Origin of the sequence: Albidovulum litorale (assembly GCF_025751495.1) — a bacterium.
GTDB lineage: Bacteria > Pseudomonadota > Alphaproteobacteria > Rhodobacterales > Rhodobacteraceae > Albidovulum > Albidovulum litorale.
Genome location: NZ_JAOWKZ010000002.1, coordinates 309,326 through 335,245, shown reverse-complemented (window position 1 = coordinate 335,245; position 25,920 = coordinate 309,326). Strand labels below are relative to the sequence as shown.

Sequence of the window (25,920 nt, the reverse complement as noted above, 5' to 3'; positions counted from 1 at the left end):
CGTCAATCCGCCTCAGGCGGCGAACCGTCTTTCCTTGGGCGCATTCCGGATATGGCCAAAATTTTCGTGCGGCTTATCAAATCATGCGTTTCGGCATGGAAACCCTCAGGTTCCTCGGCTAGTGTCGCGCCGCTTCAGGAGGAACGACCATGCCCGCATATCGCTCTCGCACCACCACGCACGGACGTAACATGGCTGGCGCGCGCGGCCTTTGGCGCGCGACCGGGATGACCGACAGCGACTGGAACAAGCCGATCATCGCCATCGTGAACTCGTTTACCCAGTTCGTGCCCGGCCATGTGCATCTGAAGGACCTTGGTCAGATGGTGGCGCGCGAGGTGGAAGCCGCGGGCGGTGTCGCCAAGGAGTTCAACACAATCGCTGTCGATGACGGCATCGCGATGGGCCATGATGGTATGCTCTATTCGCTGCCCTCGCGCGAGGTGATCGCCGACAGCGTAGAATACATGGTCAACGCGCACTGCGCCGATGCGATGGTCTGTATCTCCAACTGCGACAAGATCACGCCGGGTATGCTGATGGCGGCGATGCGGCTGAATATCCCGGCAATCTTCGTTTCCGGCGGGCCGATGGAGGCGGGCAAGATCAGCCCCGACGTGATCGACCATGACCTTGATCTGGTCGATGCGATGATCGTGGCCGCCGATGACAGCTATACCGACGAGCAGGTCCTGGAGATCGAAAAGGCCGCCTGCCCGACCTGCGGGTCATGCTCGGGCATGTTCACCGCCAATTCGATGAACTGTCTGGCCGAGGCGCTGGGTCTGGCGTTGCCGGGCAACGGGTCGATGCTCGCCACCCATGCCGACCGCAAGGCCCTGTTCCTGCAAGCGGGGCGCACCATTGTCGAGGTTGCCCGGCGCCATTACGAGGTGGAGGACAAGGGCCTGCTGCCGCGCGATATCGCGACCTTCGAGGCGTTCGAAAACGCGATGAGCCTCGATATCGCCATGGGCGGGTCGACCAACACGGTTCTGCACCTTCTGGCCATCGCCCATGAGGGCGGGGTGAATTTCACCATGGAGGATATCGACCGGCTCAGCCGCAAGGTGCCGGTGCTCTGCAAGGTGGCACCCGCCAAGCAGGACGTGCATATGGAGGATGTCCACCGCGCGGGCGGCATCATGGGTATCCTCGGCGAGATGGGGCGCGCGGGCCTGCTGCACATGGACGCGCGCACGATCCACAGTGACACGATGGGCGAGGCGATCCAGAAATGGGACGTGGTCACCGCCAATGACGATGCGGTCGATACCTTCTATCGCGCAGCCCCGGGTGGCGTGCGAACCACGCAGGCCTTTTCGACTCAGAACCGCTACAAGGAACTCGATCGCGACCGCAAGGCAGGCGTGATCCGCGCGGCCGAACATGCGTTTTCCAAGGATGGCGGGCTGGCCGTCCTTTACGGGAACATCGCCGAAGAGGGCTGCATCGTGAAGACGGCGGGTGTCGACGAATCGATCCTGAAATTCACCGGTACCGCGCATATCTTCGAAAGCCAGGATGACGCCGTTCTCGGTATCCTCAACGGCAAGGTCAAGCCGGGCGAGGTCGTGCTGATCCGCTATGAAGGGCCGCGCGGCGGGCCGGGGATGCAGGAGATGCTATACCCGACCTCGTATCTGAAATCGAAGGGGCTTGGGAAGGTCTGCGCGCTGGTCACCGACGGGCGGTTTTCGGGCGGGTCTTCGGGCCTGTGCATCGGCCACGTCTCGCCCGAGGCGGCCGAGGGCGGGGCGATCGGCCTCGTTGAACAGGGTGACACGATCGAAATCGACATCCCGAACCGTCGCATCCATCTCGCGGTCGATGACGCCGTGCTGGCCGAGCGCCGCAAGGCGCAGGACGCGAAGGGCTGGCAGCCCGAAGCGCCCCGGAAGCGCAAGGTTTCAGCCGCTCTTCGCGCCTACGCCGCGCTGACGACGAGTGCCTCCAAAGGCGCGGTGCGCAACATCTGACGAAAGGCAAGGGCGACCCCATGGACATCCGCTCGATCTTCATGGGGCTGGCTTTTGCCCTCATGTGGTCCTCGGCCTTCACCTCGGCGCGGATGATCGTCGCCGATGCGCCGCCCCTGACGGCGCTCAGCCTGCGCTTCCTGATCTCGGGCCTGATCGGCGTCGCCATCGCCCGGGCCATGGGGCAAAGCTGGCATCTGAGCCGGGGACAGTGGCGGTCCGTCGCCATCTTCGGCCTCTGCCAGAACGCGCTCTATCTGGGCCTGAATTTCGTCGCCATGCAGTGGATCGAGGCGTCGCTGGCGGCGATCATCGCTTCGACCATGCCTCTGCTGGTGGCGCTTCTCGGCTGGCTTTTCATGGGGCAGAAGGTGCGGCCCCTCGGCATTGCCGGGCTGATCGCGGGCGTGATCGGGGTGGCAATCATCATGGGGTCGCGCTTTTCGGGCGGGGTCAGCATTCCTGGCCTCATATTGTGCGGCATCGGTGCGCTGGCACTCGCGGTCGCGACGCTGACGGTGCGGGGGGCATCGTCGAAGGGCAACGTGCTGATGATCGTCGGGCTGCAGATGTTCGTCGGTGCGGGGATACTGGCCGTTGCTGCGATGCTTACCGAAAGCTGGCAGGTCAACTGGACCCCGCGCCTTGGTCTTGCGTTCGTCTATACGACATTGGTGCCGGGCCTGATCGCGACATGGGTCTGGTTCCGCCTTGTGGACCGGATCGGCGCGGTGCGCGCCGCGACCTACCATTTCCTCAACCCGTTCTTCGGTGTGGCGGTCGCGGCGGTTCTGCTAAGCGAGCAGATCGGCGTGGCCGATATCGTCGGCGTCGTGATTGTCGCGGCGGGCATTCTTGCCGTGCAGCTTTCCAAGGTCGGCGCGACGGCTGGGTAGGGGCGCGCGGCGCATGGTCTTACACATTGGCCAGCGTTCCAGGCAATCGTGTCGCTCCGGGGCGGGCCGTGGGAAAATGCTTTGACGCCCGGCGCGGAGCGCCCATACCCTAGGTTCGACGGGTATACCCGGCCAAAGAGAGGTTCCAGGATCATGTTCCGACAGATGACAATGCTGCGCAGACTGATCCGCATTGCGGTGTTGCTGACCGTGCTGGTTATTGCGCATCTCGGGGTCTCCTATTGGCTTTACGACCTGGATGATGTTCTGGCCAACCGCGAGGGGAAAGGCATTCCCGACGGGCTGACGGGACCGGCGCAGGTTACGCCTCTGCGGCACGGAATCTTCCTGATCGGTGCGTCCGGCAGGAACGTGGTCGCGGTGATCGGTGGGGACGGGGTCCTGCTCGTGGACAGTAACGAGCCGCCGGATCTGGAGCGGGTTCAGGCCGCGCTCGACACGCTTACGGACCTGCCCGTGCGTTATATCATCAACACGCATCCACACGGTGACCATATCAGCGGCAACGCGTTTTTTGCGCGGGACGGCGCTGAGGTTATCGCTACGCGGCTGGCTGCCGAACGTATCCGGGAAGACGATGCGGCGAGTGGGCGGAGTGGACCGCCGCCCTCAGGCACAGTGCCCGATATCGTCTTTGACGGCAGCTACCGGATCAGGTTCGGGCCCCATACGGTAGAGATCATCGAGGTTCCCGACGCGCATAGCGAGGGCGATGCCGTCGTACGGTTCGTCGAGGCCAACGTGATCGCGGCAGGCGATCTCTTCATCAATGAAGGCCTGCCCTATATCGCCACTGACAAGGGACGCTCGATTGATGGTTATCTGGCTGGAATGGGGCAGCTTATAGCGATGACCGACGATGAGTCCATTATCGCGCCCGGGCACGGGCCAGTTGGCGACAGGACGCGGTTGATCGAAACTCGTGACCGGCTTGCAGGGGTCCGCGATGCGGTCGCGTTCCGCAAGGGGCTTGGCCTGTCGCAGAAACTGATCATCCTGACCTATCCCGCGCATGACTGGCCGGTCTCTTGGCAGCGTTACGGTGTTGCACGGAAATGGTTCGTGAAGATGATTTACCGCAGCCTGCCTTAAGCGAGGCAGGCGTCCGCCGCATCAGAACACACCCAGATCAAGACCCGCCGCGAGGGCCGCGCCGAGCTCGCGGCAGCGGTCGAGATCGTCATCCGGGATGTGCTTCTCGGCGAGGATTGCCTCGGGCGTCTGGGCGTGGGTGCAGATGATCAGCGGCGGCTGCACCTGTTTCAGCCGCCAGCCCGTGGCGATCCGCGCGGTCTGACGGGCGGCATTCTCACCATCCGAGCCTGCGCAGATCATCAGGGCATAGGGGCGGCCCTCGATGCGGCCCAGCACCGGGTAATAGCAGCGGTCAAAGAAATCCTTCATCACGCCGGACAAGGCGGCAAGGTTTTCGGGCGCGCAGAAGATGTAGCCATCCGCTTGCAGAAGGTCATCCGGCCCGGCCGCATCGGCGGTCTTGAGAACGGTCGTCGTCTCGTCCCGCGCGGCCGCCGCTGCGGCCTCGGCCATTTGCCGACTGCCACCGGTCCGCGAGTGGTAGACGATGAGAAGTTCGGCCATCTCTCACCTTCCTGACATGGGCAGTCGTGCCACCCGTGACGTTCAGCCGATCGCGCCGCGCTGGCCGCCGGTCTGGCCCCGGTCGAGCAGCAAGTGATCGAGGATCACGCAAGCCATCATCGCCTCGCCCACCGGCACGGCGCGGATGCCGACGCAAGGGTCATGGCGGCCCTTGGTGATGATCTCGGCCTCCTCGCCCGCAACCGTGATAGTCTTCCTCGGCGTCAGGATCGACGAGGTCGGCTTGACGGCAAAGCGCACAACCACATCCTGCCCGGTCGAAATGCCGCCCAGAATGCCGCCCGCATGGTTGGAACTGAAGCGCGGCCTGCCGTCATTGCCCATGAAGATCTCATCGGCATTCTCGACGCCAGTCAATTCGGCCGCCGCCATGCCCGCGCCGATCTCCACCCCCTTGACCGCGTTGATTGACATCATCGCGGCTGCGAGATCGGTGTCTAGCTTGCCGTAGACTGGCGCACCGAGGCCTGCGGGCACGCCCGAGGCCATGACCTCCACGACCGCGCCGACGGAATTGCCGGATTTGCGCAACTCGTCCAGATGCTCGACCCAGATCGCCGCAGCCGTCGCATCGGGGCACCAGAAGGGGTTCTGCTCAACCTCCGCCATATCGAAGCGGTCGCGGTCAGCCTTCAGCCGCCCCATCTGCACCATATAGCCGGTGATGCGGACCTCCGGCGCCAGCATCTTCAATGCCGCGCGCGCCACGCCGCCGGCCGCCACCCGCGCCGCCGTCTCGCGGGCCGAGGACCGTCCACCGCCGCGCGGATCGCGCAAACCGTATTTCTGGTGATAGGTGATGTCTGCATGACCGGGCCGGAACTTCTGCGCGATATCGCCGTAATCCTTCGACCGCTGGTCGGTGTTCTCGATCATCAGCTGGATGGGCGTTCCCGTCGTCCGCCCCTCATAGACACCCGAGAGAATACGCACCGCATCCGGCTCCCGCCGCTGCGTCGTGTACTTGTTCTGCCCGGGCTTGCGGCGGTCCAGCCAGTGCTGCAACATCGCCTCTTCCAGCGCCACGCCGGGCGGGCAGCCATCGACCGTCGCGCCAAGCGCGGGCCCGTGGCTTTCGCCCCAGGTCGTGACGCGGAAAAGATGACCGTAGGTGTTCAGGCTCATGGACGCGCTCCTTTGCCCCTGCGGTCTAGCGAAGCGCGCGTCAGCACTCAAGCATTCTCGGAGGTCTCGCCCTGCGCTGCGGTCAATTGTCGGTCAGCCGGGTTCCGGCGCAATGGATGACTGGCCCGCTACCAGAAGCCCAGATGGTCCTTCACGATCTCGTCTTCGATCTCGGGAAACGGGCCGCGCACCGTTACCGGGCGTTGACCGGCGGCGAAAACCTGATGGCAGCTCAGGTCCAGCGTCAGGTTTTCGGGGTTGTCGCCGGTCAGTTCTGCCAGCCGTTTTTCCGTGAGTCCATAGACCACGGCCCCGATGCCCGTCCAATAGCACGCCCCGGCGCACATGCAGCACGGCTCGACCGAGGTCACGAGCGTGCATTTTTCCAGAAATTCCGGCTCGTAGGTCCGGGCCGCCGCACGCGCCACGTTGGTTTCGGCATGGCCGACGCCCCGATCCTTCGAATAGGTATTGCCCGAGGAAAGCAGGACGTCCCCGTTCGGTCCGACAAGAAGTGCGCCAAACGGATGATTGCCGCTGGCGCGGCTCGTTGCGGCGATCTCCACCGCAAGTCGCAGATAGTCGATGTCACTGCGCATGTTCGCCCCCATAGCGCGTCAGTCGTCCGTTCGGGCGACCGTCCGATTGAGACCGATGTTACATCATCAAGTGATCTTGCGAACAGCGGTTCTCATCTGTAGGTTCCGCCTCACCTCGGGGTGTCCCGGATCTGATCCGTGACTGAGATGCGCAAGCGAACCCGTTGAACCTGAACCGGTTAGAACCGGCGGAGGGAAGGTCAGGCACTCATGCCACACCATCTCCGCCCGCCTGACCATTGGAGGACGAGAGATGAAACATACACTGTCTCCGGCCCTGATGATCGCGGGATGTCTTGCCGCCAGCAACGTGCTGGCTGCCGACACACCCGAACTGATCGTCTATGCGCCGGATTATTTCGGATCGGAATGGGGCCCGGGCCCGGCGATCGAAGCGGGATTCGAGGCGCAATGCGCCTGCGACCTGAAATTCGTCACCGGCGACGTGATGTCGCGGCTGAAGCTGGAAGGCGAGGGGACCGAGGCCGATGCGGTCATCGGCCTGACGACCGACCAGACGGCCGCCGCCCGCGCCACGGGCCTTTTTGCCGTGCATGGCAAGGACCTGTCTGGCCTGACCCTGCCGGTGGCATGGGACGACGACACCTTCGTGCCCTTCAACTGGGGCGAAACCGCGTTCGTCTATGACAAGACCCGGCTGGATACGCCCCCGGCAAGCTTTGCCGACCTGCTCGACATGCCCGATGAGGTGAAGATCGTCATTCAGGACCCGCGCAGCTCGGTTTCCGGCCTTGCGCTCGTCCTCTGGATTTCCGAGGTCTTTGGCGACGGTGCCGAGGATGCCTGGCGCAAGCTGAAGCCGAAGATCCTGACCGTCACGCCCGGCTGGTCGGAGGCTTACGGCCTCTTCACCTCCGGCGAGGCGGACATGGTGCTGTCGTTCACAACATCGCCCGCCTACCACATCATCGCCGAAGAAGATGAGACGAAGGCCGCCGCCATCTTCCCCGAGGGCCATTACTTCATGACCGAACTGGTCGCGAAGATCGGGGCGACCGATCAGCCGGACCTTGCGGACGCCTTCCTTGACTACGTGTTGTCGGACGATTTCCAGGGCATGATCGCGACCGCCAACTGGTCCTATCCGGCCCGGGAATTCGAGGGCGCGCTGCCTGCGGGATTCGCGAACCTTCCCCGCCCGGACAGGACGCTGTTCCTGCCCGAGGCAGAGGCCGAGGCGCGGCGCGACCCCGCCATCGCCACATGGCTGAAGGTGATGAGCGAGTGACGATCCCGGGCCCGGCACGACCGATGAGCCGGGCGCTCCGGATCGGCGCGGCGTTTGCCGCCGCGCTGGTGCTTACCCTGACGCTGGGCACGCTTGGCGCCGTTCTCTGGCGGGCCGAGAGTTTTGCCCGGCTTGGCGCCGCCGACTGGTCGGCCTTGCGCTTTACGCTCACGCAGGCGGCGGTTTCCGCGGCGCTCAGCGTTCTTCTGGCGATCCCTGCCGCCCGTGCGCTGGCCCGCCGCCGCTTTCCGGGACGTGCGCTTCTGATCACGCTTCTCGGCGCGCCCTTCATCCTGCCGGTCATCGTGGCGGTGATGGGCATTCTCGCGGTATTCGGCCGCTCTGGCCTGCTCAATGACGGTCTGGCGGCTTTGGGATTTGATCGCATCTCGATCTACGGGTTCGCGGGCGTCGTTCTGGCGCATGTCTTCTTCAACCTGCCACTGGCGGTCCGCCTGCTTCTCCAAGGCTGGCTCGACATCCCGGCTGAACGCTTCCGGCTGGCGGCAGCCCTTGGCTTCGGTCCCGGCGACATCGCCCGGCATCTGGAATATCCGATGCTGCGGGCCCGCGCGCCGGGCGTTCTCGTCACGATCTTCCTGATCTGCCTGACAAGCTTCGCCGTTGCGCTCACTCTCGGCGGCGGGCCGAAGGCGACGACGGTGGAACTCGCGATATACCAGTCCTTCCGCTACGATTTCGACCTTGGCCGCGCGGCGATGCTGGCGGCGATCCAGCTTGCGCTCTGCGCCACCGCCGCGCTGCTGGCCGCGCGGTTCACCCTGCCATCGGGCTTTGGAAGCGGCCTTGACCGGCCCGTCGCCCGCTGGGACGCAAACGGCCCCCTGCTCAGGGCGCAGGACATAGCCGTGCTGACCCTCACGAGCCTCTTCCTGCTCATGCCCCTTCTGGCCGTGGTCACGGCCGGCCTGCCGCGCATCGGTGGGCTTCCCGCCCCGGTCTGGCAGGCGGCCCTGCGCTCGCTCGCCGTTGCGGGCGCCTCGACTCTGGCAGCCATCGTCCTGGCCCTGCCGCTGGCGCTCGCCAGCGCCGCGCGGCCCGGACGGCGGGGGCTGGAGACCATCGGCATGCTGCCGCTCGCCACCTCGTCCCTCGTGACCGGCACCGGGCTCTTCCTCCTCCTGCGCCCCTTCGCCAATCCCGGCGACATCGCGCTTGCCGTCACCGTCGCGGTCAATGCGGCGATGGCTTTGCCCTTCTGCCTCCGCGCCCTCCTGCCCGCCGCACGGGAACTGGAGGCCGATTACGGCCACCTCGCCCAAAGCCTCGATCTGACCGGCCTCGCGCGTCTCAAGCTCCTGATCGTACCGCGCCTGCGCCGTCCCCTTGGCTTCGCCGCCGGGCTGACGGCGGCTTTGTCGATGGGTGATCTCGGCGTCATCGCGCTTTTTGCCGATGATGACAGCGCAACGCTGCCTCTGCAGCTTTACCGGTTGATGGGCGCTTACCGTATGCAGGATGCGGCTGGGGCGGCGGTGCTGCTGCTTGCGCTCAGCCTTGCCCTGTTCTGGACGCTCGACCGGGGAGGCCGCGCCGATGCTTGAACTTCTGGACATCACGATCACGCAGGATACCTTCCGTCTGGCTGCCGATTTCCGCGTCGAGAAGGGCGCGAGGGTTGCGGTGATTGGTCCCTCGGGCGCAGGCAAGTCCACCCTGCTGTCGGTCATCGCCGGGTTCTTTCCGGCCGAGTCAGGTCGCATCCTCTGGGACGGTAACGACATCACCGCCACCCCGCCCGGCAAGCGGCCCCTGTCGATCCTCTTTCAGGACCAGAACCTCTTCCCGCACCTGACGGTCGCCCAGAATGTCGGCCTCGGGCTGCGGCCCGACCTCAGGCTCTCCCCGGCTGACTATGAGGCCGTGACCCGTGCCCTGACCCGCACCGGCCTTCAGGGCATAGAGGGGCGCAAGCCCGCGACCCTCTCCGGTGGTCAGCAAAGCCGGGTGGCGCTGGCCCGCGCGCTTCTCAGGGCGCGGCCCCTGATGCTGCTCGACGAACCCTTCGCGGCGCTTGGCCCCGCGCTGAAGGCGGAAATGCTGGACCTCGTGGCCGAGATCGCAGACGAGACCGGCGCGACCGTTCTCATGGTCAGCCATGACCCCGAAGACGCAAGCCGTTTCGCGCCCGAGACCATTCTGGTCGCCGAAGGGGTCGCGCATCCGCCGCGCCCGACGGCGGCGCTTCTGGACAATCCGCCCCCGGTTCTCGCCGCCTATCTCGGGCAATAGCGGTCCTGCGACATTTCGTCCGTGCTTTCCCCTGGGAATCACCCTATGCTGCAATGCAGCAAAGCGTGGCGCAGCATCGGGGGCATCATGTCGGGCAAGGTCATCGCGGTCGTCCAGCAGAAGGGTGGATCGGGCAAGACGACGCTTGCCGTTAACATTGCCGTCGCCGCGATCCGGCGGGGTATGTCGGTCGCCCTCCTCGACACCGACCCGCAGGGCTCGCTTGGCCGCTGGTTCATTACACGGCGCGAAAGGCTGGGCGAGGCTGGGCTGGAATTTTCCACATCCTCGGCCTGGGGTGTGTCCTATGAATGCGAGAAACTGAAGCGCGAGGCCGATCTGGTGATCGTCGACACGCCGCCCAAGGTCGATGCCGATCTGCGGCCAGCGCTCCGCGAGGCCGATCTGGTGCTGGTGCCTGTCGCCTCCTCCCATGTCGATCTTTGGGCGACGGAGGGTGTGCTTGACCTCGCCGCGCGGGAACGAAAGCAGACCTGGCTGGTGATGAACCGCGCCCGGGCGGGAACGCGGCTGGGCGACGATGTCGCCCGCGCTGCCGCCGAACTGACGGCGGGCGTCACTGAGGCGCGGCTGGCCAACCGCGTCGTCTATGCCGAAACGCTCGGTCAGGGTCTCGGCGCCATGGAGGCGGGCAAGAGCGCCGCGACGGCAGAGGTCGGCGCGCTGACGGATGAGGTCCTGCGGCTTCTTGCCGAGTGACTTGCACCCGCGCGCGGCACCCCCATATCGGACGGGAACCCTTGAAAGGAGAAACCCGACCGATGAAATGCCCTGTCGACCATACGACGCTGGTGATGACCCAAAGAAACGGCGTGGAGATCGACTATTGCCCAAGCTGCCGGGGTGTCTGGCTAGACCGGGGCGAGCTCGACAAGATTGTCGACCGCAGCCTTGCCGATGCCGCCCCGCCCGTGGCGCTGAAGGAGCCCGAGCGTGACACGCGCCCCGCCCCGCGCCGCGATGACCGCCGCCGGGACCGCGACGATGATGACGATGACGACGACCGCCGCTATCGCAGGAAAAAACGCGAGAGCTTCCTGTCGGAGCTCTTCGACTTCTGATCACCGGTTTACAGGCCGTCCCCCGGGCGCGATAGTCAAGCTGAACGCGCCCGGAACGGAGTGAGCCCATGCCGACAATTGCCAAGGATTTCAGCGGTCAGACCGTCCTGACCACTTTCGAGATGACGCCCGGCACGGCGCAGGACCTGATGGACGAGCTGCGCGACGCCTATGACAAGTTCATCCGCCATCAGCCGGGCTTCATCGGCGCGGGGCTCCACATGAACGACGCCCAGACCCGCATCGCCAATTACAGCCAGTGGCGCGACCGCAAGGATTTTCAGGCGATGCTGCGCACGCCCGAAATGCGCGAAAGGAACCGCCGCCTTGCCACGCTCTGCTCGCGGTTCGAGCCGGTGATGTACGAGGTGATGGACGCGTTCTGACCGGGACCGATCCGCATCCCGCGGCGGATGCAGCGCGGTACATGTCGCCTTTGCGCTGGTGAGGAAGCCGGGAACAGGGCAGGAGAAGGCAACCGTTCCAGCCATCCTGTGACCCATGATCGTCCGTGAAACACCCAGCCTATTGCACCTCATCCTCGTGATGCAGGGCTCCATCGTGCCAAAGATCATTGGCCGGATTCTGGCCTTCGCCGGGTTCGCGCTGGCGGTGCTGCTGATCGACCGCCATGTTCTGACCCTGCCGCATGTCTCTATCGCCGCGATGGGCGTTTTCGGTATCGCGCTGTCGCTCTTCCTCGGTTTTCGCAACAACGCGGCCTATGACCGCTGGTGGGAGGCGCGCAAGCTCTGGGGGCAGATGATCGCCGATACCCGCTCGCTCGGGCGCGAGACGCTGATCTTTCTTGGCGCGGGACCGGCGCGGGATCAGGTCATGACCGGGATGGCGGGATTCGCCCATCTGCATCGCGGCTGGCTGAGGGGGGTGAACGCGACCGAAGGTGCTGCCGCATGGGACGGGCGGGCCATGGATCATGCCGTGCACCGCAACCCGCCCGATGCCGCGCTGAGGTCAATGGCCGGGATATTGCGGAACGAAGCCGAAAGCGGGCGGCTCAGCGACATCGGCCAGCGGGCGCTGGCCGAACGGCTGGGCTCGGTCGCGCTGGCGCAGGCGGGCTGCGAAAGGCTCGCATCGGCGCCCATTCCCTTCGTCTATTCGCTGCTCGTCCTCAGGACGAGCCATCTTTACTGCCTGATCCTGCCCTTCGCGCTGATCGACACGGCGGGCGCCTTCGCCCCGGCCGTGGCCGCCATCGTCGCCTATGTCTTCTTCGGCCTGAACGCTGTCAGTGACGAGCTGGAACACCCGTTCCGCGATGCCGCGAACGGGCTGCCGCTCGACGCGATGTGCCGGGTGATTGAAATCGCCGTCGCCGAGGCGATGGGGCGCGAGCCCCCTCAGCCCCTTCAGCCGGTGGACGGTGTGCTCAGCTGAGCATGTCCCGCACCATCGGCATAACACGTGTTCCGTAAAGTTCGATGGACCGCATCTGCGCGTCGTGGGGCATGGGGCCCGAGGAATACTTCATCTCGAAGCGGCCAAGTCCAAGTGCCCTGACAGTGTCCGCGATCTTGCGTGCGACCGTCTCGGGGCCGCCGACATAAAGCGATCCATGGCTTATTTCGCGGTCGAAATGGGCGCGGTCGGTCGGCGGCCAGCCACGCTCGCGGCCGATGCGGTCGTGCAGCGCCTTGTATCCCGGCCAGATCTGGTCCCGCGCGGCTTCGTCCGTGTCGGCGACATGGCCCGGTGAATGCACGGCGATGGCTTGCGGATTGCGCCCCAACTGGTCGCAGGCACGGTGGTAGAGGTCGACAAAGGGGCGGAAGCGCGACGGCGCGCCGCCGATGATGGCGAAGATGACGGCGAGGTCGTAATGCACCGCGCGCGCCACAGATTCCGGGGTGCCGCCGACGCCGATCCACGCCTTCAGCGGCTGCGACAGCGATGGATAGACCGGCTGATTTCTCAGGGGCGGCCGGATGCTTCCCGACCAGGTGACACGCGCTTCGCGCAGAAGCCGGGTGAAAAGGTCCAGCTTTTCATTGAAAAGCGTCTCGTAATCCGACAGGTCGAAACCGAAGAGCGGAAAGCTTTCAGTGAAGGACCCCCGTCCCAGAATCACTTCCGCCCGCCCTTCCGACAGGGCGTTCAGCGTCGAAAATCGCTGGAAGACCCGGATCGGATCGTCCGAGGAAAGGACCGTGACGGCTGTGCCAAGCCGGATGCGGCTTGTCTTCGCGGCGATCGCGGCCAGAACCGTCTCGGGCGCCGAAATCGCGAAATCGTCGCGATGATGCTCGCCGAGTCCGATGAAATCGACCCCGACCTTATCGGCCAGCACCGCCTGTTCGACCACATCGCGGATCACCTGATCCTGTGGCTTGAGCGTCCCGTCCGGGCCGAAGGTCACATCCCCGAATGTATCGAGCGCGAATTCCAGCGCCATCTGCGGCCTCATGGTCTGTTATCTTGCCTCGTTTACGCGAGACTGCGGGTGCGGCGAAAGAGACATGATGAAAGGCACCGTGTGCGCAAGGGCACAGGCTTTTTCACTTTCTGTCCGGAAATACTCTCGGGGGTGAATGCCCCGGACCAGGTCCGGGGCAGAGGGCCCCCTACCCGTTTTCCCGCAGCACGCCGCCCGCAAGGTAAAGCGAGCCGCAGATGAGGATGCGCGCGCTGGGGTCCCGTACGGCGATGCTTTTGACCGCCGCCAGCACGCTCTCCGCGGTGCCAGCCTCTATCCCCGCCTTCGCCGCGGCGGCCTGCGTGTCCTCAGCGGTCAGCGTGTTGGCCTCGCCCGGGATCGAGACGGCGGTCAGCGTCTTGGCCGCCGCCGCGACCGGTCTTAGATAGCCCGCGATATCCTTGGTATTCAGCATGCCGAGAATGAGATGTGTGGGCTTCGCGGGCAGACGCGCCAGCGTCGCCGCGACCGCGATACCGCCCGCCGGATTGTGGCCGCCATCGAGCCAGAGCTCGCAGTTCCCGGCCGCATCGACCAACGGCCCATGGGTCAGGCGCTGCATCCGGGCGGGCCAGTAGGCCTTGGTGACAGCTGCTTCGCAGGCTGCCTCATCGGCACCAAGATAACGAAGCGTGGCGATCGCAGCCCCGGCATTGTCGATCTGGTGCGGGCCGGGCAGGTTCGGCAGCGGCAGGTCGAGAAGACCGTTCTCATCCTGGAAGATCAGCCGCCCGCGTTCTTCCCAGACCTGCCAGTGCTGGCCATGGGCCAGAAGCGGCGCGCCAAGCTTCGCCGCCCGCGCCTCGATCACCTCCATCGCGGGTTCGTCCTGAGGGCCGACGATACAGGGAACACCGCGTTTGATGATGCCGGCCTTTTCGCCCGCGATCTCGGGCAATGTCTCGCCCAGATATTGCTGGTGGTCGAGTGAGATGGGGGTGAGGATCGTCAGGCAGGGTGTGTCGACGACATTGGTGGCATCGAGCCTGCCGCCAAGACCGACCTCCAGAAGCGTGTAATCCGCCTTTGTCCGCGCGAAAGCCAGAAGGGCGGCGCAGGTCGTGATCTCGAAATAGGTGATCGGGATGCCGCCATTGGCGGTCTCGCATTCGGCGAGAACCTCGGTGAGGTAGTCCTCGGAAATCAACTCCCCCGCCAGCCGGATGCGTTCGTGGAAGCGGGCAAGGTGGGGTGAGGTGTAAGCGTGGACGGATTTGCCCATCGCCTCCAGCCCCGCGCGGATCATCGCCTGCGTCGATCCCTTGCCATTGGTGCCTGCCAGATGGATCACCGGCGGCAGGTCGCGTTCGGGATGGCCGAGTGCGGCCAGAAGCCGCCAGACCCGGTCGAGCGTCAGGTCGATGATCTTCGGGTGCAGCGCCATCATGCGCGAAAGGATCAGATCGGAGCCGTCATTCATCGCCATGGCCTATCCGGTTTGCTTGCCGGAAAGGCCGGGGGGCCGTCTGCCCCCCGGACCCCCCGAGAGTATTTTCAGACAGAAAGTGAAGATCAGGTCGCGGGCTTCGTGCCCTCTGCGGGCTTCGCCTCGGGTTTCGGCAGGTCGCCCTTCACCGCCGGGGGCTGACCGCTCAGCATGCGCAGGATCGTCGTTAGCTCCTCCTTCAGCGCCTTGCGATGGGTCACGCGGTCGAGCATGCCGTGATCGAGAAGGTATTCCGACCGCTGGAAGCCTTCGGGCAGCTTTTCGCGGATCGTCTGTTCGATGACGCGGGCCCCGGCAAAGCCGATAAGCGCATTCGGTTCGGCAATCTGCACATCGCCCAGCATCGCGTAAGAGGCGGTAACGCCGCCCGTCGTCGGATGGGTCAGGACGACGATGTAGGGAAGGCCCGCATCCTTCAGCATCTCGACCGCGATCGTGGTGCGCGGCATCTGCATGAGCCCGAGAATGCCCTCCTGCATCCGCGCGCCGCCGGCGGCGGAAAAAAGCACGAAGGGCCGCTTTAATTTCACCGCCCGTTCGGCGCCAGCGATGATCGCATTGCCTACATACATAGACATCGACCCGCCCATGAAGGCGAAGTTCTGTGCGGCGGCGACGATGGGCGTGCGGTTCATCTCGCCTTCGGCAACCAGCATCGCCTCTTTCTCGCCCGTGGCCTTCTGTGCGGCCTTCATGCGGTCGGGATATTTCTTCTGGTCGCGGAAATGCAGCGGATCGGCGATGGGTTCGGGCACCTTCACCTCGGCGAATACGCCGCCATCGAAGAGCGCGGCGAACCGGTCGCGCGGGGTGATCGCGAGGTGATGGTCGCAATTGGTACAGACATTGAGATTGTCGGTCAGTTCCCGGTGGAACAGCATCGTTCCGCATTCGGGGCATTTGGACCAGAGATTGTCCGGGATCTCGCGGCGCGAGAACAGCGAGTTGATCGTGGGCCGGACGTAGTTGGTGATCCAGTTCATCGGGGCCTGCCTTGGCGTCTTTGGGTCAGGTTCCTGAGATAGTCCGGGCGGGCTGGAAATGCAATCAGACGCGAAGCGCGAGCCGCGCGAGCAGCCACGACACGATCATGGTCGCGAAATCGACGATGAGGGCTGGGCGCGCGACCGCCGGATCGGTAAGGTCGATGGGCAGAGTCCAGAGCGCCAGACCGTCGAGCGTGCCGCCGATGCCGACAATCAGCAGCGCCACGACGTTGTTGGCCATGTGAAAGCCAAGTGCTGCGCCGAGGCTGCCGCTGCGCGCGGTCAGATCGGCGGCCAGCACACCAAAGAAGGCGGCCCAGAGCGCGATCATCCCGGCATTCGCGCCGTATTCCTCGGGCAGATAATGGCCCCAGGCGAACAGCGCCGAGGGGATGCCGATCCAGATCAGGGGCGAGCGGAAGCGGGCGGCAAGCTGGCTTTGCAGATAGCCGCGGAAGAGCACCTCCTCGGCGCCGGTCTGGATCAGGATGCCTGTGAGCGCGAAGGGGAGATAGCCGAGCAAGGTGGCAAGGCCGATCCCCGGCTGCAAGTCTGCGCCGCTGAGGGTCAGCGGCATGAGCGCGACCTGTAGCGCCAGAACCGCGACAAAGACGCGGATGAAGGCGCGGAGCGTCACTGCGATGGACGGGCCAAAGAGCGTTCCCGCCCCGCGGCCATGGATTATTCTGACCGCAGCCATCGGGCCAAGGGCGAGGCCGAGAAATGTCCAGAGCAACAGAAGCATCCCGCCCGGCGTATCGCCGCGCACCATCCGCTCGATCAGCGCGGCGGTAATCAGGCTGCCATATTCCGCCGTCAGGAAGGCCGACAGCACCAAGAGCGGCAGGGTATAGGCCCCTGCGATCAGGATGGCCGCCGGTAATAGACGCCAGAGCTCTGACCGTCGCCGGGCGGGCGCAATCAGTGCTTGATATGCGGAATACGAGGGTGGCAGGGGCATGGCGCCCAGACCCTAGCGCTCGGCCCGTGCCTCCGCAATTGCAGATCGGCAGGTCCCGGCCACGCAGCGCCGACTGCGGGCCAGTCGCTTGTCTCGGCGTCCCGCCTCTCTTAATGCAGGGGCGAATCCTAGCCCCGGGAAGCCGATGAATCGCCGTATACACAATCCTGTCCTGCCTGACGGTCCGTCGGGTGGATCTCTCCGTCGCGGGGCAGGGCGGTCATTGGCCTGGCTTGTTCTCCTCCCGGTGCTGCTGTCGGCCTGCGTGCCGGGCGGTCCCGCCACGGTCACACGTGCCATGGCGGTCTCGGGCGGGTCGGTCGTGGTCGCGGGCCCGCCGGGCTACTGTATCGACCGCTCGGTCAGCCGGGACAAACCGGATGGCGCCTTCGTTCTCTTTGGCACCTGCGCGGCTTTGTCGGGATCGCGGGCGGCCGGTCAGCCTGCCTCCCCGGCGCTTCTGACCGTATCGGTGTCGCCCGGCGCGTCGGACGGGCAAACCTTTGCCGAAAGCCTTCCGGCGCTTGCCTCCTTCATGCGGTCCGTGCCGGGCCGGGCGGCCCTCAGCCGCTCGGGCGATGCCGCGCAGGTGTCGGTGGAGGACATCCGGATCAAGGGCGATGTGATGTTTCTCAGGGTGCGCGACCGGTCCGCCGCCTCCGACCGGCCGGTGGAACCGGAATACTGGCGCGCCATCCTGCGGGTTGAGGAGCATATCGTGACGCTGACCGCACTCAGCCCAAGCGAGCGGCCGGTGGCGGCGACGGAACGATTGCGCGCGCTCGAAGCCCTGGTCCGGGCGATGCGGGCAGCCAACAAGGACGGCACCACTGGCTGAACCGGCCTTGCGTCACCGCGGAAGGAATGGGTAAGACTTGGCTGGTTTCCTGCAGTCGCAGGGCAATTAAGGCGGCGACAAGATGGGTCTGAAAATCGGCGGACTGTTCGATCGCCTGCTTATGCGGCACGCGCTCCGGCGCTGGCGCGCAGTCGCGGCCGAAGCCGGGGGGGCGGACCTTGCCACGCTCAGGGCGATGCGGACCCCCGCCCGTCAGACACGGCGCGAGATCGAGCGGTTGCTGCATGTGGCCGAGGGTCGATTGTCGCTGCCCGCCATTGGTTCCGATGTGATCCGCAAGCCACTGATGTCCGACTGGGCCTGGCGGCCTGAACTGTGGCGCGGGCCGGTCAGCCCGCCCGGACTGGCGGCCGTGGAAAACCGCGCCACTTTCGGGGGCGAGGCGACAATCTTCCACGATTGCAAACAAAGTGAACTGACCATCCGGCAGATCCGCAATACGCGCGAACGCGATCTGGCGCCGTTTGGGGTGCGCATGGATGTCTTCCACTTCGGCGGATCTTTCCTGTCGCTGGTCATTGATCTGCCGGCCGAGGCCGTGCAAGGCCTGACCCTGACTCATGTGATCCGGATGGAAGCGGTGGTCGAGATGGAGCAGCCGCTTGAGATTTTCGCACGGCTCAATGTACGGCACGGCCCGAACACCGAGCAATTGGTGCGCGAATTGCCGCTGCAATCCGACGACGTGATGGTGGAATTCGACCTCGCCTATACGAAGATGAACGAAAAGCGCGTGGATCGCGCCTGGATCGACCTCATCTTCGAGGGTCCCGAAATGAACCAGATCATCCTGCGCGACGTGACGTTCAGCCGCCGCCCGCGGGCAGAGCTATAGAGGAAGACGTGATGAACGAACCGGCATTGGCGGTCGGGCATATTCGCGCCGGGCTGTGGGAGGCGGAATTGTCTGCGCCCGGGGACAAGCCGCCTGCGGTCGAAATCTGGCATCTGGAAAAGAAGCTTGACGGTGTGAAGGTCGGCGCTCGCTCGGCCCGGGGGACTTGGCCGGTCTCGGTTCCGATCCCGGTCGCGCTTCTCTCGGACGGGGTGCAGACCTTTCTGGTGAAGGAGGCCGCAGGCGATACCCTGCTCGGTCGGTTCACCATCGTTACCGGCGCGCCGCTGGAAGATGATATCCGGGCCGAACTGGATCTGCTGCGCGCCGAGCTCGATCTGCTGAAGAAGGCGTTTCGTCGTCACTGCCTGGACAGCGCCGAGTCCTAGGAAAAATCTTGGTTCAAGATTTTTCCGCTGGCCGCCTGGCCGGAGGAAAATCCTTCCCGAAGGATTTTCGGAATTTCGGAAGAGTTTTCGAGAAAACTCTTCCCCGCGCCCGATCCTGACGCAGCGTTCGGCGTGACCCGGGATCACTTCTGCGCCATCGTGCCGCCAGTTTCCGGAGGCCCGATATGACGCACTACCCCCATCTTCTTTCGCCGCTCGATCTCGGCCATGTGACCCTGCCGAACCGGGTGCTGATGGGGTCGATGCATACCAATCTGGAAGAGACGAGGGACTGGAACCGGGTCGCCGAGTTCTACGCGACCCGGGCGCGGGGCGGGGTCGGCCTGATGGTGACCGGTGGCATGGCGCCGAACCGCGAAGGCGGGGTCTTTCCGGGCGCGGCGGGCCTCTTCACGCCCAAGGACATCGCCAACCACCGCATCTTCACCGACCGGGTTCACGAAGCAGGCGGGCGCATCGCCATGCAGATCCTCCATGCCGGGCGGTATGCTTACGGCGAGACCTGCGTCGCCCCTTCGCCGATCAAGTCGCCGATCTCGCCCTACCGGCCGACGGAACTGGACGAGGCGGGGATCGAAAAGCAGATCGCCGATATCGTCACCGCCGCCGCCCGGGCGCGCGAGGCAGGCTATGACGGCGTGGAAGTGATGGGGTCCGAGGGCTATTTCCTCAACCAGTTCCTTGTCACCCATACCAACAAGCGCACTGACCGCTGGGGCGGCAGCCCGGAAAACCGGATGCGACTGTCCATTGAGGTCGTGCGTCGGGTACGCGCGGCCGTCGGCCCCGATTTCATCCTGATCTACCGGATTTCGCTCATCGACCTCATTCCGAACGGCCAAAGCTGGGACGAGGTCGTGACACTTGCCAAAGCGATCGAGGCCGCAGGCGCGTCGATCCTGAATACCGGGATCGGCTGGCACGAGGCGCGGGTGCCGACGATTGCCACCTCGGTCCCGCGCCGCGCCTTTACATGGGTGACGAAGAAATTGATGGGCGAGGTAAGAATTCCGATCATCACATCGAACCGGATCAACATGCCGGATGTGGCCGAAGCGGTTCTGGCCGAGGGCTGTGCCGACATGGTCTCCATGGCGCGGCCCTTCCTTGCCGATCCGGATTTCGTCGCCAAGGCCGCCATAGGCCGGGCCGATGAGATCGCGCCCTGCATCGCCTGCAATCAGGCCTGCCTCGATCACACGTTCGACGGCAAAATCTCGTCCTGCCTCGTCAATCCGCGCGCCTGTTTCGAAACCGAACTGGTGCTGCGCCCGACTGAACATCCAAAGCGTGTCGCGGTGGTCGGCGCTGGTCCGGCCGGGCTTTCGGCCGCGCTGGCGCTCGACGAACGCGGCCATGCCGTCACCCTATTCGACAGGGCGGATGAGATCGGCGGCCAGCTGAACCTCGCCCGTCAGGTGCCGGGCAAGGAGGAGTTCCACGGTCTTGTCGACTGGTTCCGCACCCGTGTTTCGAAAAGCCGCATCGACCTGCGTCTGGCGACCTCGGCAAGCGTCGACACCCTTCAGGGGTTCGACGAGGTGATCCTTGCGACCGGCGTCGTCCCGCGTGACCCGCGGATCGAGGGGCAGGACGGCGACAATGTGCTCTCCTATATAGATGTGCTGCGCGGCGCGCCGGTCGGTCCGAGAGTCGCGGTCGTCGGTGCCGGGGGCATCGGCTTTGACGTGGCAGAGTACCTCACGCAGTCCGGCGACAGTCCGACGCTTCATCTGCCCGACTGGCTGGCCGAATGGGGGATCGCTGACCCCTCCTCGGCGCGGGGCGGGCTGACCCAGCCGAAACCCGAGGCCCCTGCGCGTCAGGTCACTCTCATGCAGCGCAAACCTGAAAAGCCCGGACGCAACCTTGGCAGGACCACCGGCTGGATCCATCGGGCAACCCTGCAGGCAAAGGGCGTCGCCATGATCGGTGGGCTCAACTATGAGCGTATTGATTCAAAAGGAATTCACGTCAGTTCCGGTCCCGACCGGTCCGATCCGAGGCTGATCGAGGCCGATACGATCGTGCTGTGTACCGGTCAGGAAAGCCTGCGCGATCTTGCGGCACCGCTCACTAAGGCGGGAAAGACTGTCCATATCATCGGTGGCGCCGATCTTGCCGCGGAACTGGATGCAAAGCGCGCGATTGACCAGGGTGTTCGCCTTGCGGCCACAATCTGACCCTCTGTCGTTAGGGAATTGGAACATATCGGCGGATTCTTGCCACACTGGTTCCCGACATTACCCAACCTTTGTCCGCCAAGCTCCGCAATGTTGCCCGAATTGCCCCTGATACATGTCCTCGGCGGGCAATACAGAGTACGGGTGCATAATGGATCGTCTGACGGAAATGGAGGCCTTTGCCACAGTGGTAGACCAGGGGGGGTTTACTGATGCGGCCAAGAAGATGGGGATTTCGAAATCCGCTGTCTCCAAACATGTTTCTTCGCTGGAAGCACGCCTCGGGGCGCGGCTTCTGAACCGCACGACCCGGCGCGTTTCGCCGACAGAAATCGGACTGGCCTATTATGACCGCGCCCGCCGCGTGCTCAATGATGCCGGAGAGGCCGATGCACTGGTGACATCGATGCAGTCGGCGCCCTCGGGCCTGCTGCGTATCTCGGTCGCCACGGATTTCGGCGTGAATCTGCTCTCGCCGATCCTTGGGGACTTCCTGCTGGAGTTCCCCGACATCACGGTCAACATGGTGCTGAACAACCGGTATGTCGAACTGATCTCGGAAGGCTTCGACATGGCGATCCGGGTTGGAGAGCTGGAAGATTCGACGCTGCGGGCCCGCAAGCTGACCGAAACCGGTCGCCGCATGGTCGGTTCGCCGAGCTATTTCCAGAAATTCGGCCGCCCGCAGAAGATCGACGATCTGAACGAACACAAGCTCCTGCATTACTCGAACCAGTCCGCTGGCAACGTCTGGAAGATCACTGCCCCCTCCGGTGAAAAGCGTCAGGTGCGGACCGCTGGCTGGCTGACCGTCAATGATGGCCAATCGCTTCTGAACGCCGCCGTGTCCGGCCTCGGCATCGCCTATCTGCCGACCTTCCTCTATGCCGACGCGATGCGTCAGGGTCTGGTGGAAGAGGCCATTCCCGATCTGCCGGTCGAAACCCTGGGGATCTACGCTGTTTATCCGCCGGGCCGGTTCACCCAGCCCAAGGTCCGCGCCTTCATCGACTTCCTGGCGCAGTCCTTCGCGGAAAAGGGTCCGGACGCCTGGTAAGACGGGGCACGGAGCAGAGTGACGTCAACCACTCATTGGGTCGAGGTGATCATCGCCTCGACCCTTCTGTTTTGGGTCCGGCCTTCCGGTGTGAGGTTGGAGGCGATCGGGCTCAGGAACCCGACGCCATCGGCTGAAAGCTGGTTCGGGTCGACGCCGTGAAGGGCGACCAGCCGTTCCAGAACCGACTGCGCACGTTTGCGCGACAGCGCCACATTCCCTGCAAGCGAACCTTCGGCATCGGTATGGCCGACCAGCGCGACAGTCTTGTCGGGATTGGCCTTCAGGAACGCGGCAAGGGCGGCGAGCGAGGCAAAGCGCCCCTCGCCAAGATCGGTTGAGCCCGAGCCGAAATCCAGATCGTCCAGCACCACCTTGCCGGCCGTCGTCAGTTCGTCGTCAACCGCACTTGGGCCGGGTACTGCCGCGCGGGCGGTAAAGTTGGCCTTGGCGATCGGGACGGGTTCGGAAAGGGCGGCCCCCACGCGGACCATCTGGACAAAGCCGCTATCGGCCGACCGGCTGACCATCAGGCTGACATAGTCAGGCTCCGGCCCCGCGACCCGACGGGCCGAAAGGAAGCGGAAGTCGCCGAGATCAACATGCATTTCGGGTTCCGGCAAGACCGGGGTGCCAAAGCGGAAATCAAAGCCGCCGCAGGCATCGGTATCGCATTCAAAAAGCACTTCGAAGCCTTCGCCGCGCAACTGTTCGCGCAGATGCTTCAGCACGGCCATGGTCGAAAGGTCGCCCTCGCGGATCCGCCATGCAGTCTGGGTCACTTCGCCTTCCGTCGCCACGGTCTCGATCCGGCCGTTTTCCCACGGACCGATCGGCAGGGCATAGCTGCCCATCCGGGTCGAATCCTCAACGGTCCGCGCCGCCGACGGCGGCAACGACAGGGTCGGTGCGGCATGGGCGGCCGGGGCGGCAAGAAGAAGCGCAATCGCGAGACGTTTCATCTGTGCGCTCCATGATAATCCGCGTTCGGCTCCATTGCGGTGGCCGAGGCGATACGGTTCGTCATGTTGAAGAAGCCGGTGACCGAGGCGATGTCCCAGATATCGCGGTCGCTGAACCCGGCATCGCGCAGGGCCTGACGATCCGGTTCCTCGATCTTTGACGAGGCGACGGTCAGTTTTTCGGCAAATTCCAGCATCGCGCGCTGTTTCGGCGACAAAGGCGCGACGCGCCAGTTCATCACGAGAGCCTCGCCCAGAACCGGGTCGCCCGACAGTTCCCGCACCGCAGCGCCATGGGCGACCTGGCAATACCAGCAGCGGTTGATGGACGACACCGCAACCGCGATCATCTCGCGTTCAAGCTTGGTCAGGCCGCTGTCTGCCAGCATCAGGTCGTTATAGATCGTGGTGAAGGCGTTCAGCTTGTCGATGTCGAAGGCGTAGGCCTTCAACACATTGGGCACGAGACCCAGCTTTTCAGCGCAGATGTCGAAGTACTTCCGGGTTGCGTCCGGAAGGGGCTCGACCATGGGCAGGTCGAGGGCCGTGGGGGTGTGGCCTATATCTTTCAACTGCTCCCCTTGCCTCTTACGGCTTATATGAGCGGTAGTGATAGTGTCCCACAAGTTGCATGTTCAGGGAAGTATAGAGCGCAATCGCCGCGTTGTTTGATTGCACAACCAACACAGAAAACCGTTCTGCCCCATGATCTTGCGCCCATTTGGCGGCTTCTCGCATCATGTTGACGGCGGATCCTTGCCGACGCTGGTCCGGGACAATGTGCAAAGCGTGCAACATAGCGGTTTTTCCGTGAATCGCGATATAGGCCGCGCCCGACGCACGATCGTTGACGCGGCCGAGGACGGTCGTTTTCGGCCCCTTCGCGCGCTCCATCACCGCGATGCGGTCCGGCCCGATCCCGCCCTCGGCCCAGATGTCGCGCATGATGGCGAGGGGCGGCCAGATGGTGAAGGCCGAGAGGCGCTTGACCTCTCCCAGAAGCGCGCTGACGGGGGCCTCATAGAGGTTAACCGGGTCCTTGACCGTATAGCCCCGCGCGGCAAGCGCCGCATCCAGCCCGGTGTCGTCCGGCCTGATCATGAACAGCGGATGCTGGCCCAGCCCCTTCTGCGCCACCTCGACCGCGTCGATATCGGCCCCGGTCCAATCGCCCTCAGCCGTCGCGGCGGATACGCGCTGTCCGCCGCCCTTGCCCTCGCGCACAAGGAAGGGTCCGACCTTGTGAAAGGCGGCAGCGGGCCAGGTCGCCTCGGTGACAGCGAAGAGGTCGCTCATGCGCCGCCCCGCGGGAAAAGCGCCGCCAGACGGGCCATCGCCGCATCGATCCGGGCGGCATCGGTACCGCGGATGACGATGTTTGACCCATAGGCGCCGTTCTGGATGAAGGGGTAAGAGCCGAAGGAGACGTCATCGAACTCCGCGGCCAGTTCGGCCAGCGGCGCGGCGATGACGCCTTCGCCCTGATCGATCCGCAAGGTCTGGCTGAGGAGCGGTTTGCCACCGGTCAGGCGTGGCAAGAGAGAGGCGACCATGGCCTGAAAGATGTTCGGCACCCCCGCCATGACATGGACATTCTCCAGGGAAAAGCCGGGCGCGGCGGAGATCGGATTGTCGATCAGAACGGCGCCCTCGGGGATACGCGCCATGCGCTGGCGCGCGGCGTTGAACTCCAGACCCGAGCGCTCGTAATGCGCGGCAAGCAGCGCGCGGGCATCCTCGCGGATGCCAAGCGCCATGCCGAAGGCCTCGGCCACCGCATCGGCGGTGATGTCGTCATGCGTCGGCCCGATCCCGCCCGAGGTGAAAAGGTGGTCATAGGCGCCGCGAAGCGCGTTCACCGCCGCAACGATGGCTGCACGGTCGTCGCTGACAACCCGCACCTCCTTCAGATCAATCCCGATCCGCGTCAGCTCGCCCGCGAGGTAATGCATATTGGCATCGCGGGTGCGGCCAGAGAGGATTTCATCCCCGATGATCAGGATGGCGGCGCTGGGATTGGGCATGGGCGTTACCTCGTTTGGCAAAAGCTTTACGCAAGGGGCCGGGCGGGGGAAAGACCCGGCCTCTGGCCAAGGCCGGTTTTGTTGACTATCTAGACCGGCATGAGACAGAAGGAGAGCCCCGTGGATGATCCCCGCGGCCGTCTGACAAAGGACGGGATCAGACTTTATGAGCCCGGCGATTTCGCCGGTATGCACGCGGCCGGGCGGCTCGCGGCCGAGATTCTTGACGAGGTGGCAGCGCTTGTGGAGCCCGGGGTGACGACCGAGGCTCTCGACGACTTCATCCGCAATCGGGTCGAAACGGCGGGCGCGCGGTCGGCCACGATCGGCTATCGCGGCTATCAGCATGCCTCCTGCATTTCCGTGAACCATGTCGTCTGTCACGGCATTCCGGGGCCGAAGGTCCTGAAGGACGGCGATATCCTGAATATCGACGTCACCGTGATCGTCGATGGCTGGTACGGCGATACCAGCCGGATGTATGTGGCGGGCCAGTTGTCCCGCAAGGCAGAGCGGTTGATTCAGGTCACCCATGACGCGCTGATGCTGGGGATCGAGGCGGTCAGGCCGGGCAATACGTTCGGCGATATCGGCTTTGCGATCCAGTCCTATGTCGAGGCGCAGCGCATGTCCGTCGTGCGCGATTTCTGCGGCCATGGGTTGGGCCGGGTCTTCCACGCGCCGCCAAACGTCCTGCATTACGGACGGGCGGGTACCGGCCCGCGTCTCGAAGAGGGCATGTTCTTTACCATCGAACCGATGGTCAATCTCGGTCGGCCCGAGACCAAGGTTCTCGCCGATGACTGGACCGCCGTGACGCGCGACAAGTCGCTTTCGGCGCAGTTCGAACATTCGGTCGGCGTGACAGCGGATGGATGCGAGATCTTTACGCCCTCGCCAGCTGGACGGTTCCACCCGACCAAGTGACGCCACCC

Annotated in this window: 27 protein-coding genes and 1 riboswitch; of the genes, 16 read left to right on the top strand and 11 right to left on the bottom strand. The window is 64.7% G+C overall.

The window, feature by feature from the left end; translation table 11 throughout:
• Nucleotides 1–149 precede the first annotated feature (149 nt).
• The 3 genes from ilvD to OEZ71_RS07500 all read left to right on the top strand — a co-directional run bounded on the left by ilvD (nucleotide 150) and on the right by OEZ71_RS07500 (nucleotide 3,988).
• The gene (gene ilvD / locus OEZ71_RS07510; RefSeq protein ID WP_263739328.1) at nucleotides 150–1,979 is read left to right on the top strand and encodes a dihydroxy-acid dehydratase; all 1,830 of its coding nucleotides are present in this window, start codon (nucleotides 150–152) and stop codon (nucleotides 1,977–1,979) included.
• A 20-nt stretch (nucleotides 1,980–1,999) separates the two neighbouring features.
• A complete protein-coding gene (locus OEZ71_RS07505) occupies nucleotides 2,000–2,875 on the top strand; it encodes a DMT family transporter (protein WP_263739327.1) in 876 nt (291 codons plus the stop codon).
• Between the two features lie 171 nt (nucleotides 2,876–3,046).
• The gene (locus OEZ71_RS07500) at nucleotides 3,047–3,988 is read left to right on the top strand and encodes an MBL fold metallo-hydrolase (RefSeq protein WP_263739326.1); all 942 of its coding nucleotides are present in this window, start codon (nucleotides 3,047–3,049) and stop codon (nucleotides 3,986–3,988) included.
• Between the two features lie 21 nt (nucleotides 3,989–4,009).
• Here OEZ71_RS07500 and OEZ71_RS07495 read toward each other — a convergent pair whose 3' ends face one another.
• The 3 genes from OEZ71_RS07495 to OEZ71_RS07485 form a co-directional block, all read right to left on the bottom strand.
• On the bottom strand, nucleotides 4,010–4,495 hold the full coding sequence (locus OEZ71_RS07495; RefSeq protein WP_263739325.1) for a flavodoxin family protein: 486 nt from the start codon (nucleotides 4,493–4,495) through the stop codon (nucleotides 4,010–4,012).
• A gap of 42 nt (nucleotides 4,496–4,537) precedes the next feature.
• Nucleotides 4,538–5,641, bottom strand: coding sequence for a chorismate synthase (gene aroC, locus OEZ71_RS07490; RefSeq protein ID WP_263739324.1), 1,104 nt, complete (start codon nucleotides 5,639–5,641; stop codon nucleotides 4,538–4,540).
• A 128-nt stretch (nucleotides 5,642–5,769) separates the two neighbouring features.
• Complete coding sequence (locus OEZ71_RS07485) at nucleotides 5,770–6,240, bottom strand: nucleoside deaminase (RefSeq protein ID WP_263739323.1); 471 nt, start codon at nucleotides 6,238–6,240, stop codon at nucleotides 5,770–5,772.
• Nucleotides 6,241–6,346: 106 nt separating this feature from the next.
• A riboswitch (TPP riboswitch) is annotated at nucleotides 6,347–6,454 on the top strand.
• 39 nt (nucleotides 6,455–6,493) lie between these two features.
• On the opposite strand from OEZ71_RS07485, the gene OEZ71_RS07480 reads away from it, so the two are divergent.
• The 7 genes from OEZ71_RS07480 to OEZ71_RS07450 all read left to right on the top strand — a co-directional run bounded on the left by OEZ71_RS07480 (nucleotide 6,494) and on the right by OEZ71_RS07450 (nucleotide 12,225).
• Nucleotides 6,494–7,489: a thiamine ABC transporter substrate-binding protein gene (locus OEZ71_RS07480; protein ID WP_263739322.1), complete on the top strand. Its 996-nt coding sequence runs from the start codon at nucleotides 6,494–6,496 to the stop codon at nucleotides 7,487–7,489.
• A gap of 23 nt (nucleotides 7,490–7,512) precedes the next feature.
• Nucleotides 7,513–9,054 (top strand): thiamine/thiamine pyrophosphate ABC transporter permease ThiP, encoded by a 1,542-nt coding sequence (locus OEZ71_RS07475; protein WP_263739979.1) that lies wholly within the window; start codon nucleotides 7,513–7,515, stop codon nucleotides 9,052–9,054.
• A complete protein-coding gene (locus OEZ71_RS07470) occupies nucleotides 9,047–9,742 on the top strand; it encodes a thiamine ABC transporter ATP-binding protein (protein WP_263739321.1) in 696 nt (231 codons plus the stop codon). Before OEZ71_RS07475 ends, OEZ71_RS07470 begins: the two co-directional genes overlap by 8 nt.
• Nucleotides 9,743–9,829: 87 nt before the next feature.
• Nucleotides 9,830–10,462, top strand: coding sequence for a ParA family partition ATPase (parA, locus tag OEZ71_RS07465; RefSeq protein WP_263739978.1), 633 nt, complete (start codon nucleotides 9,830–9,832; stop codon nucleotides 10,460–10,462).
• Between the two features lie 62 nt (nucleotides 10,463–10,524).
• Nucleotides 10,525–10,824 carry a TFIIB-type zinc ribbon-containing protein gene (locus OEZ71_RS07460; protein ID WP_263739320.1) on the top strand — a complete coding sequence of 100 codons (300 nt, stop codon included), beginning with the start codon at nucleotides 10,525–10,527 and terminating at the stop codon, nucleotides 10,822–10,824.
• 68 nt (nucleotides 10,825–10,892) lie between these two features.
• A complete protein-coding gene (locus tag OEZ71_RS07455; RefSeq protein WP_263739319.1) occupies nucleotides 10,893–11,210 on the top strand; it encodes an antibiotic biosynthesis monooxygenase family protein in 318 nt (105 codons plus the stop codon).
• Between the two features lie 115 nt (nucleotides 11,211–11,325).
• A complete protein-coding gene (locus OEZ71_RS07450; RefSeq protein WP_263739318.1) occupies nucleotides 11,326–12,225 on the top strand; it encodes a bestrophin family protein in 900 nt (299 codons plus the stop codon).
• Here OEZ71_RS07450 and OEZ71_RS07445 read toward each other — a convergent pair.
• The 4 genes from OEZ71_RS07445 to OEZ71_RS07430 all read right to left on the bottom strand — a co-directional run bounded on the left by OEZ71_RS07445 (nucleotide 12,218) and on the right by OEZ71_RS07430 (nucleotide 16,655).
• Nucleotides 12,218–13,240, bottom strand: a complete 1,023-nt coding sequence (locus tag OEZ71_RS07445) for an LLM class flavin-dependent oxidoreductase (protein WP_263739317.1) — start codon at nucleotides 13,238–13,240, stop codon at nucleotides 12,218–12,220. The genes OEZ71_RS07450 and OEZ71_RS07445 overlap by 8 nt on opposite strands.
• A gap of 169 nt (nucleotides 13,241–13,409) precedes the next feature.
• Nucleotides 13,410–14,681 (bottom strand): bifunctional folylpolyglutamate synthase/dihydrofolate synthase, encoded by a 1,272-nt coding sequence (locus OEZ71_RS07440; protein WP_412175621.1) that lies wholly within the window; start codon nucleotides 14,679–14,681, stop codon nucleotides 13,410–13,412.
• Between the two features lie 92 nt (nucleotides 14,682–14,773).
• On the bottom strand, nucleotides 14,774–15,691 hold the full coding sequence (gene accD, locus OEZ71_RS07435; RefSeq protein WP_263739315.1) for an acetyl-CoA carboxylase, carboxyltransferase subunit beta: 918 nt from the start codon (nucleotides 15,689–15,691) through the stop codon (nucleotides 14,774–14,776).
• Between the two features lie 64 nt (nucleotides 15,692–15,755).
• Entirely contained in the window at nucleotides 15,756–16,655 is a 900-nt protein-coding gene (locus OEZ71_RS07430; protein ID WP_263739314.1) for a CPBP family intramembrane glutamic endopeptidase, read from the bottom strand.
• A 223-nt stretch (nucleotides 16,656–16,878) separates the two neighbouring features.
• Here OEZ71_RS07430 and OEZ71_RS07425 point away from each other — a divergent pair, with 223 nt between their 5' ends.
• The 5 genes from OEZ71_RS07425 to OEZ71_RS07405 all read left to right on the top strand — a co-directional run bounded on the left by OEZ71_RS07425 (nucleotide 16,879) and on the right by OEZ71_RS07405 (nucleotide 21,999).
• Nucleotides 16,879–17,493, top strand: coding sequence for a hypothetical protein (locus OEZ71_RS07425; protein ID WP_263739313.1), 615 nt, complete (start codon nucleotides 16,879–16,881; stop codon nucleotides 17,491–17,493).
• Nucleotides 17,494–17,575: 82 nt separating this feature from the next.
• Nucleotides 17,576–18,349 carry a DUF6478 family protein gene (locus tag OEZ71_RS07420; protein WP_263739312.1) on the top strand — a complete coding sequence of 258 codons (774 nt, stop codon included), beginning with the start codon at nucleotides 17,576–17,578 and terminating at the stop codon, nucleotides 18,347–18,349.
• A gap of 11 nt (nucleotides 18,350–18,360) precedes the next feature.
• Nucleotides 18,361–18,738: a hypothetical protein gene (locus OEZ71_RS07415; protein ID WP_263739311.1), complete on the top strand. Its 378-nt coding sequence runs from the start codon at nucleotides 18,361–18,363 to the stop codon at nucleotides 18,736–18,738.
• Nucleotides 18,739–18,923: 185 nt separating this feature from the next.
• Nucleotides 18,924–20,942: an NADPH-dependent 2,4-dienoyl-CoA reductase gene (locus OEZ71_RS07410; protein ID WP_263739310.1), complete on the top strand. Its 2,019-nt coding sequence runs from the start codon at nucleotides 18,924–18,926 to the stop codon at nucleotides 20,940–20,942.
• Between the two features lie 151 nt (nucleotides 20,943–21,093).
• Nucleotides 21,094–21,999, top strand: a complete 906-nt coding sequence (locus tag OEZ71_RS07405; protein ID WP_263739309.1) for a LysR family transcriptional regulator — start codon at nucleotides 21,094–21,096, stop codon at nucleotides 21,997–21,999.
• Between the two features lie 32 nt (nucleotides 22,000–22,031).
• Here the strand turns inward: OEZ71_RS07405 and OEZ71_RS07400 are convergent, their stop codons facing one another.
• From OEZ71_RS07400 to OEZ71_RS07385, 4 genes are read right to left on the bottom strand one after another with little or no spacing between them, the layout of a single operon-like run.
• Complete coding sequence (locus OEZ71_RS07400; RefSeq protein ID WP_263739308.1) at nucleotides 22,032–22,961, bottom strand: OmpA family protein; 930 nt, start codon at nucleotides 22,959–22,961, stop codon at nucleotides 22,032–22,034.
• Nucleotides 22,958–23,524, bottom strand: coding sequence for a peroxidase-related enzyme (locus OEZ71_RS07395; RefSeq protein ID WP_263739977.1), 567 nt, complete (start codon nucleotides 23,522–23,524; stop codon nucleotides 22,958–22,960). Before OEZ71_RS07395 ends, OEZ71_RS07400 begins: the two co-directional genes overlap by 4 nt.
• A gap of 25 nt (nucleotides 23,525–23,549) precedes the next feature.
• Nucleotides 23,550–24,257 carry a GNAT family N-acetyltransferase gene (locus OEZ71_RS07390; RefSeq protein ID WP_263739307.1) on the bottom strand — a complete coding sequence of 236 codons (708 nt, stop codon included), beginning with the start codon at nucleotides 24,255–24,257 and terminating at the stop codon, nucleotides 23,550–23,552.
• On the bottom strand, nucleotides 24,254–24,985 hold the full coding sequence (locus OEZ71_RS07385) for a competence/damage-inducible protein A (RefSeq protein WP_263739306.1): 732 nt from the start codon (nucleotides 24,983–24,985) through the stop codon (nucleotides 24,254–24,256). The genes OEZ71_RS07390 and OEZ71_RS07385 overlap by 4 nt, the downstream gene beginning before the upstream one ends.
• A 99-nt stretch (nucleotides 24,986–25,084) precedes the next feature.
• On the opposite strand from OEZ71_RS07385, the gene map reads away from it, so the two are divergent.
• Nucleotides 25,085–25,912: a type I methionyl aminopeptidase gene (map, locus tag OEZ71_RS07380; RefSeq protein WP_263739305.1), complete on the top strand. Its 828-nt coding sequence runs from the start codon at nucleotides 25,085–25,087 to the stop codon at nucleotides 25,910–25,912.
• Nucleotides 25,913–25,920 lie beyond the last annotated feature (8 nt).

What these genes read in the sequence shown, in the direction of transcription:
- OEZ71_RS07420 (WP_263739312.1), top strand. Translation starts at nt 17,576, where the DNA reads ATGGGTCTGAAAATCGGCGGACTGTTCGATCGCCTGCTTATGCGGCAC.
- OEZ71_RS07480 (WP_263739322.1), top strand. Translation starts at nt 6,494, where the DNA reads ATGAAACATACACTGTCTCCGGCCCTGATGATCGCGGGATGTCTTGCC.
- OEZ71_RS07460 (WP_263739320.1), top strand. Translation starts at nt 10,525, where the DNA reads ATGAAATGCCCTGTCGACCATACGACGCTGGTGATGACCCAAAGAAAC.
- parA (WP_263739978.1), top strand. Translation starts at nt 9,830, where the DNA reads ATGTCGGGCAAGGTCATCGCGGTCGTCCAGCAGAAGGGTGGATCGGGC.
- OEZ71_RS07405 (WP_263739309.1), top strand. Translation starts at nt 21,094, where the DNA reads ATGGATCGTCTGACGGAAATGGAGGCCTTTGCCACAGTGGTAGACCAG.
- OEZ71_RS07385 (WP_263739306.1), bottom strand. Translation starts at nt 24,985, where the DNA reads ATGCCCAATCCCAGCGCCGCCATCCTGATCATCGGGGATGAAATCCTC.
- OEZ71_RS07410 (WP_263739310.1), top strand. Translation starts at nt 18,924, where the DNA reads ATGACGCACTACCCCCATCTTCTTTCGCCGCTCGATCTCGGCCATGTG.
- OEZ71_RS07470 (WP_263739321.1), top strand. Translation starts at nt 9,047, where the DNA reads ATGCTTGAACTTCTGGACATCACGATCACGCAGGATACCTTCCGTCTG.
- OEZ71_RS07485 (WP_263739323.1), bottom strand. Translation starts at nt 6,240, where the DNA reads ATGCGCAGTGACATCGACTATCTGCGACTTGCGGTGGAGATCGCCGCA.
- ilvD (WP_263739328.1), top strand. Translation starts at nt 150, where the DNA reads ATGCCCGCATATCGCTCTCGCACCACCACGCACGGACGTAACATGGCT.
- OEZ71_RS07505 (WP_263739327.1), top strand. Translation starts at nt 2,000, where the DNA reads ATGGACATCCGCTCGATCTTCATGGGGCTGGCTTTTGCCCTCATGTGG.
- map (WP_263739305.1), top strand. Translation starts at nt 25,085, where the DNA reads ATGAGACAGAAGGAGAGCCCCGTGGATGATCCCCGCGGCCGTCTGACA.
- OEZ71_RS07475 (WP_263739979.1), top strand. Translation starts at nt 7,513, where the DNA reads ATGAGCCGGGCGCTCCGGATCGGCGCGGCGTTTGCCGCCGCGCTGGTG.
- OEZ71_RS07400 (WP_263739308.1), bottom strand. Translation starts at nt 22,961, where the DNA reads ATGAAACGTCTCGCGATTGCGCTTCTTCTTGCCGCCCCGGCCGCCCAT.
- accD (WP_263739315.1), bottom strand. Translation starts at nt 15,691, where the DNA reads ATGAACTGGATCACCAACTACGTCCGGCCCACGATCAACTCGCTGTTC.
- OEZ71_RS07415 (WP_263739311.1), top strand. Translation starts at nt 18,361, where the DNA reads ATGAACGAACCGGCATTGGCGGTCGGGCATATTCGCGCCGGGCTGTGG.
- OEZ71_RS07445 (WP_263739317.1), bottom strand. Translation starts at nt 13,240, where the DNA reads ATGGCGCTGGAATTCGCGCTCGATACATTCGGGGATGTGACCTTCGGC.
- OEZ71_RS07430 (WP_263739314.1), bottom strand. Translation starts at nt 16,655, where the DNA reads ATGCCCCTGCCACCCTCGTATTCCGCATATCAAGCACTGATTGCGCCC.
- OEZ71_RS07390 (WP_263739307.1), bottom strand. Translation starts at nt 24,257, where the DNA reads ATGAGCGACCTCTTCGCTGTCACCGAGGCGACCTGGCCCGCTGCCGCC.
- aroC (WP_263739324.1), bottom strand. Translation starts at nt 5,641, where the DNA reads ATGAGCCTGAACACCTACGGTCATCTTTTCCGCGTCACGACCTGGGGC.
- OEZ71_RS07455 (WP_263739319.1), top strand. Translation starts at nt 10,893, where the DNA reads ATGCCGACAATTGCCAAGGATTTCAGCGGTCAGACCGTCCTGACCACT.
- OEZ71_RS07500 (WP_263739326.1), top strand. Translation starts at nt 3,047, where the DNA reads ATGCTGCGCAGACTGATCCGCATTGCGGTGTTGCTGACCGTGCTGGTT.
- OEZ71_RS07440 (WP_412175621.1), bottom strand. Translation starts at nt 14,681, where the DNA reads ATGAATGACGGCTCCGATCTGATCCTTTCGCGCATGATGGCGCTGCAC.
- OEZ71_RS07495 (WP_263739325.1), bottom strand. Translation starts at nt 4,495, where the DNA reads ATGGCCGAACTTCTCATCGTCTACCACTCGCGGACCGGTGGCAGTCGG.
- OEZ71_RS07450 (WP_263739318.1), top strand. Translation starts at nt 11,326, where the DNA reads ATGATCGTCCGTGAAACACCCAGCCTATTGCACCTCATCCTCGTGATG.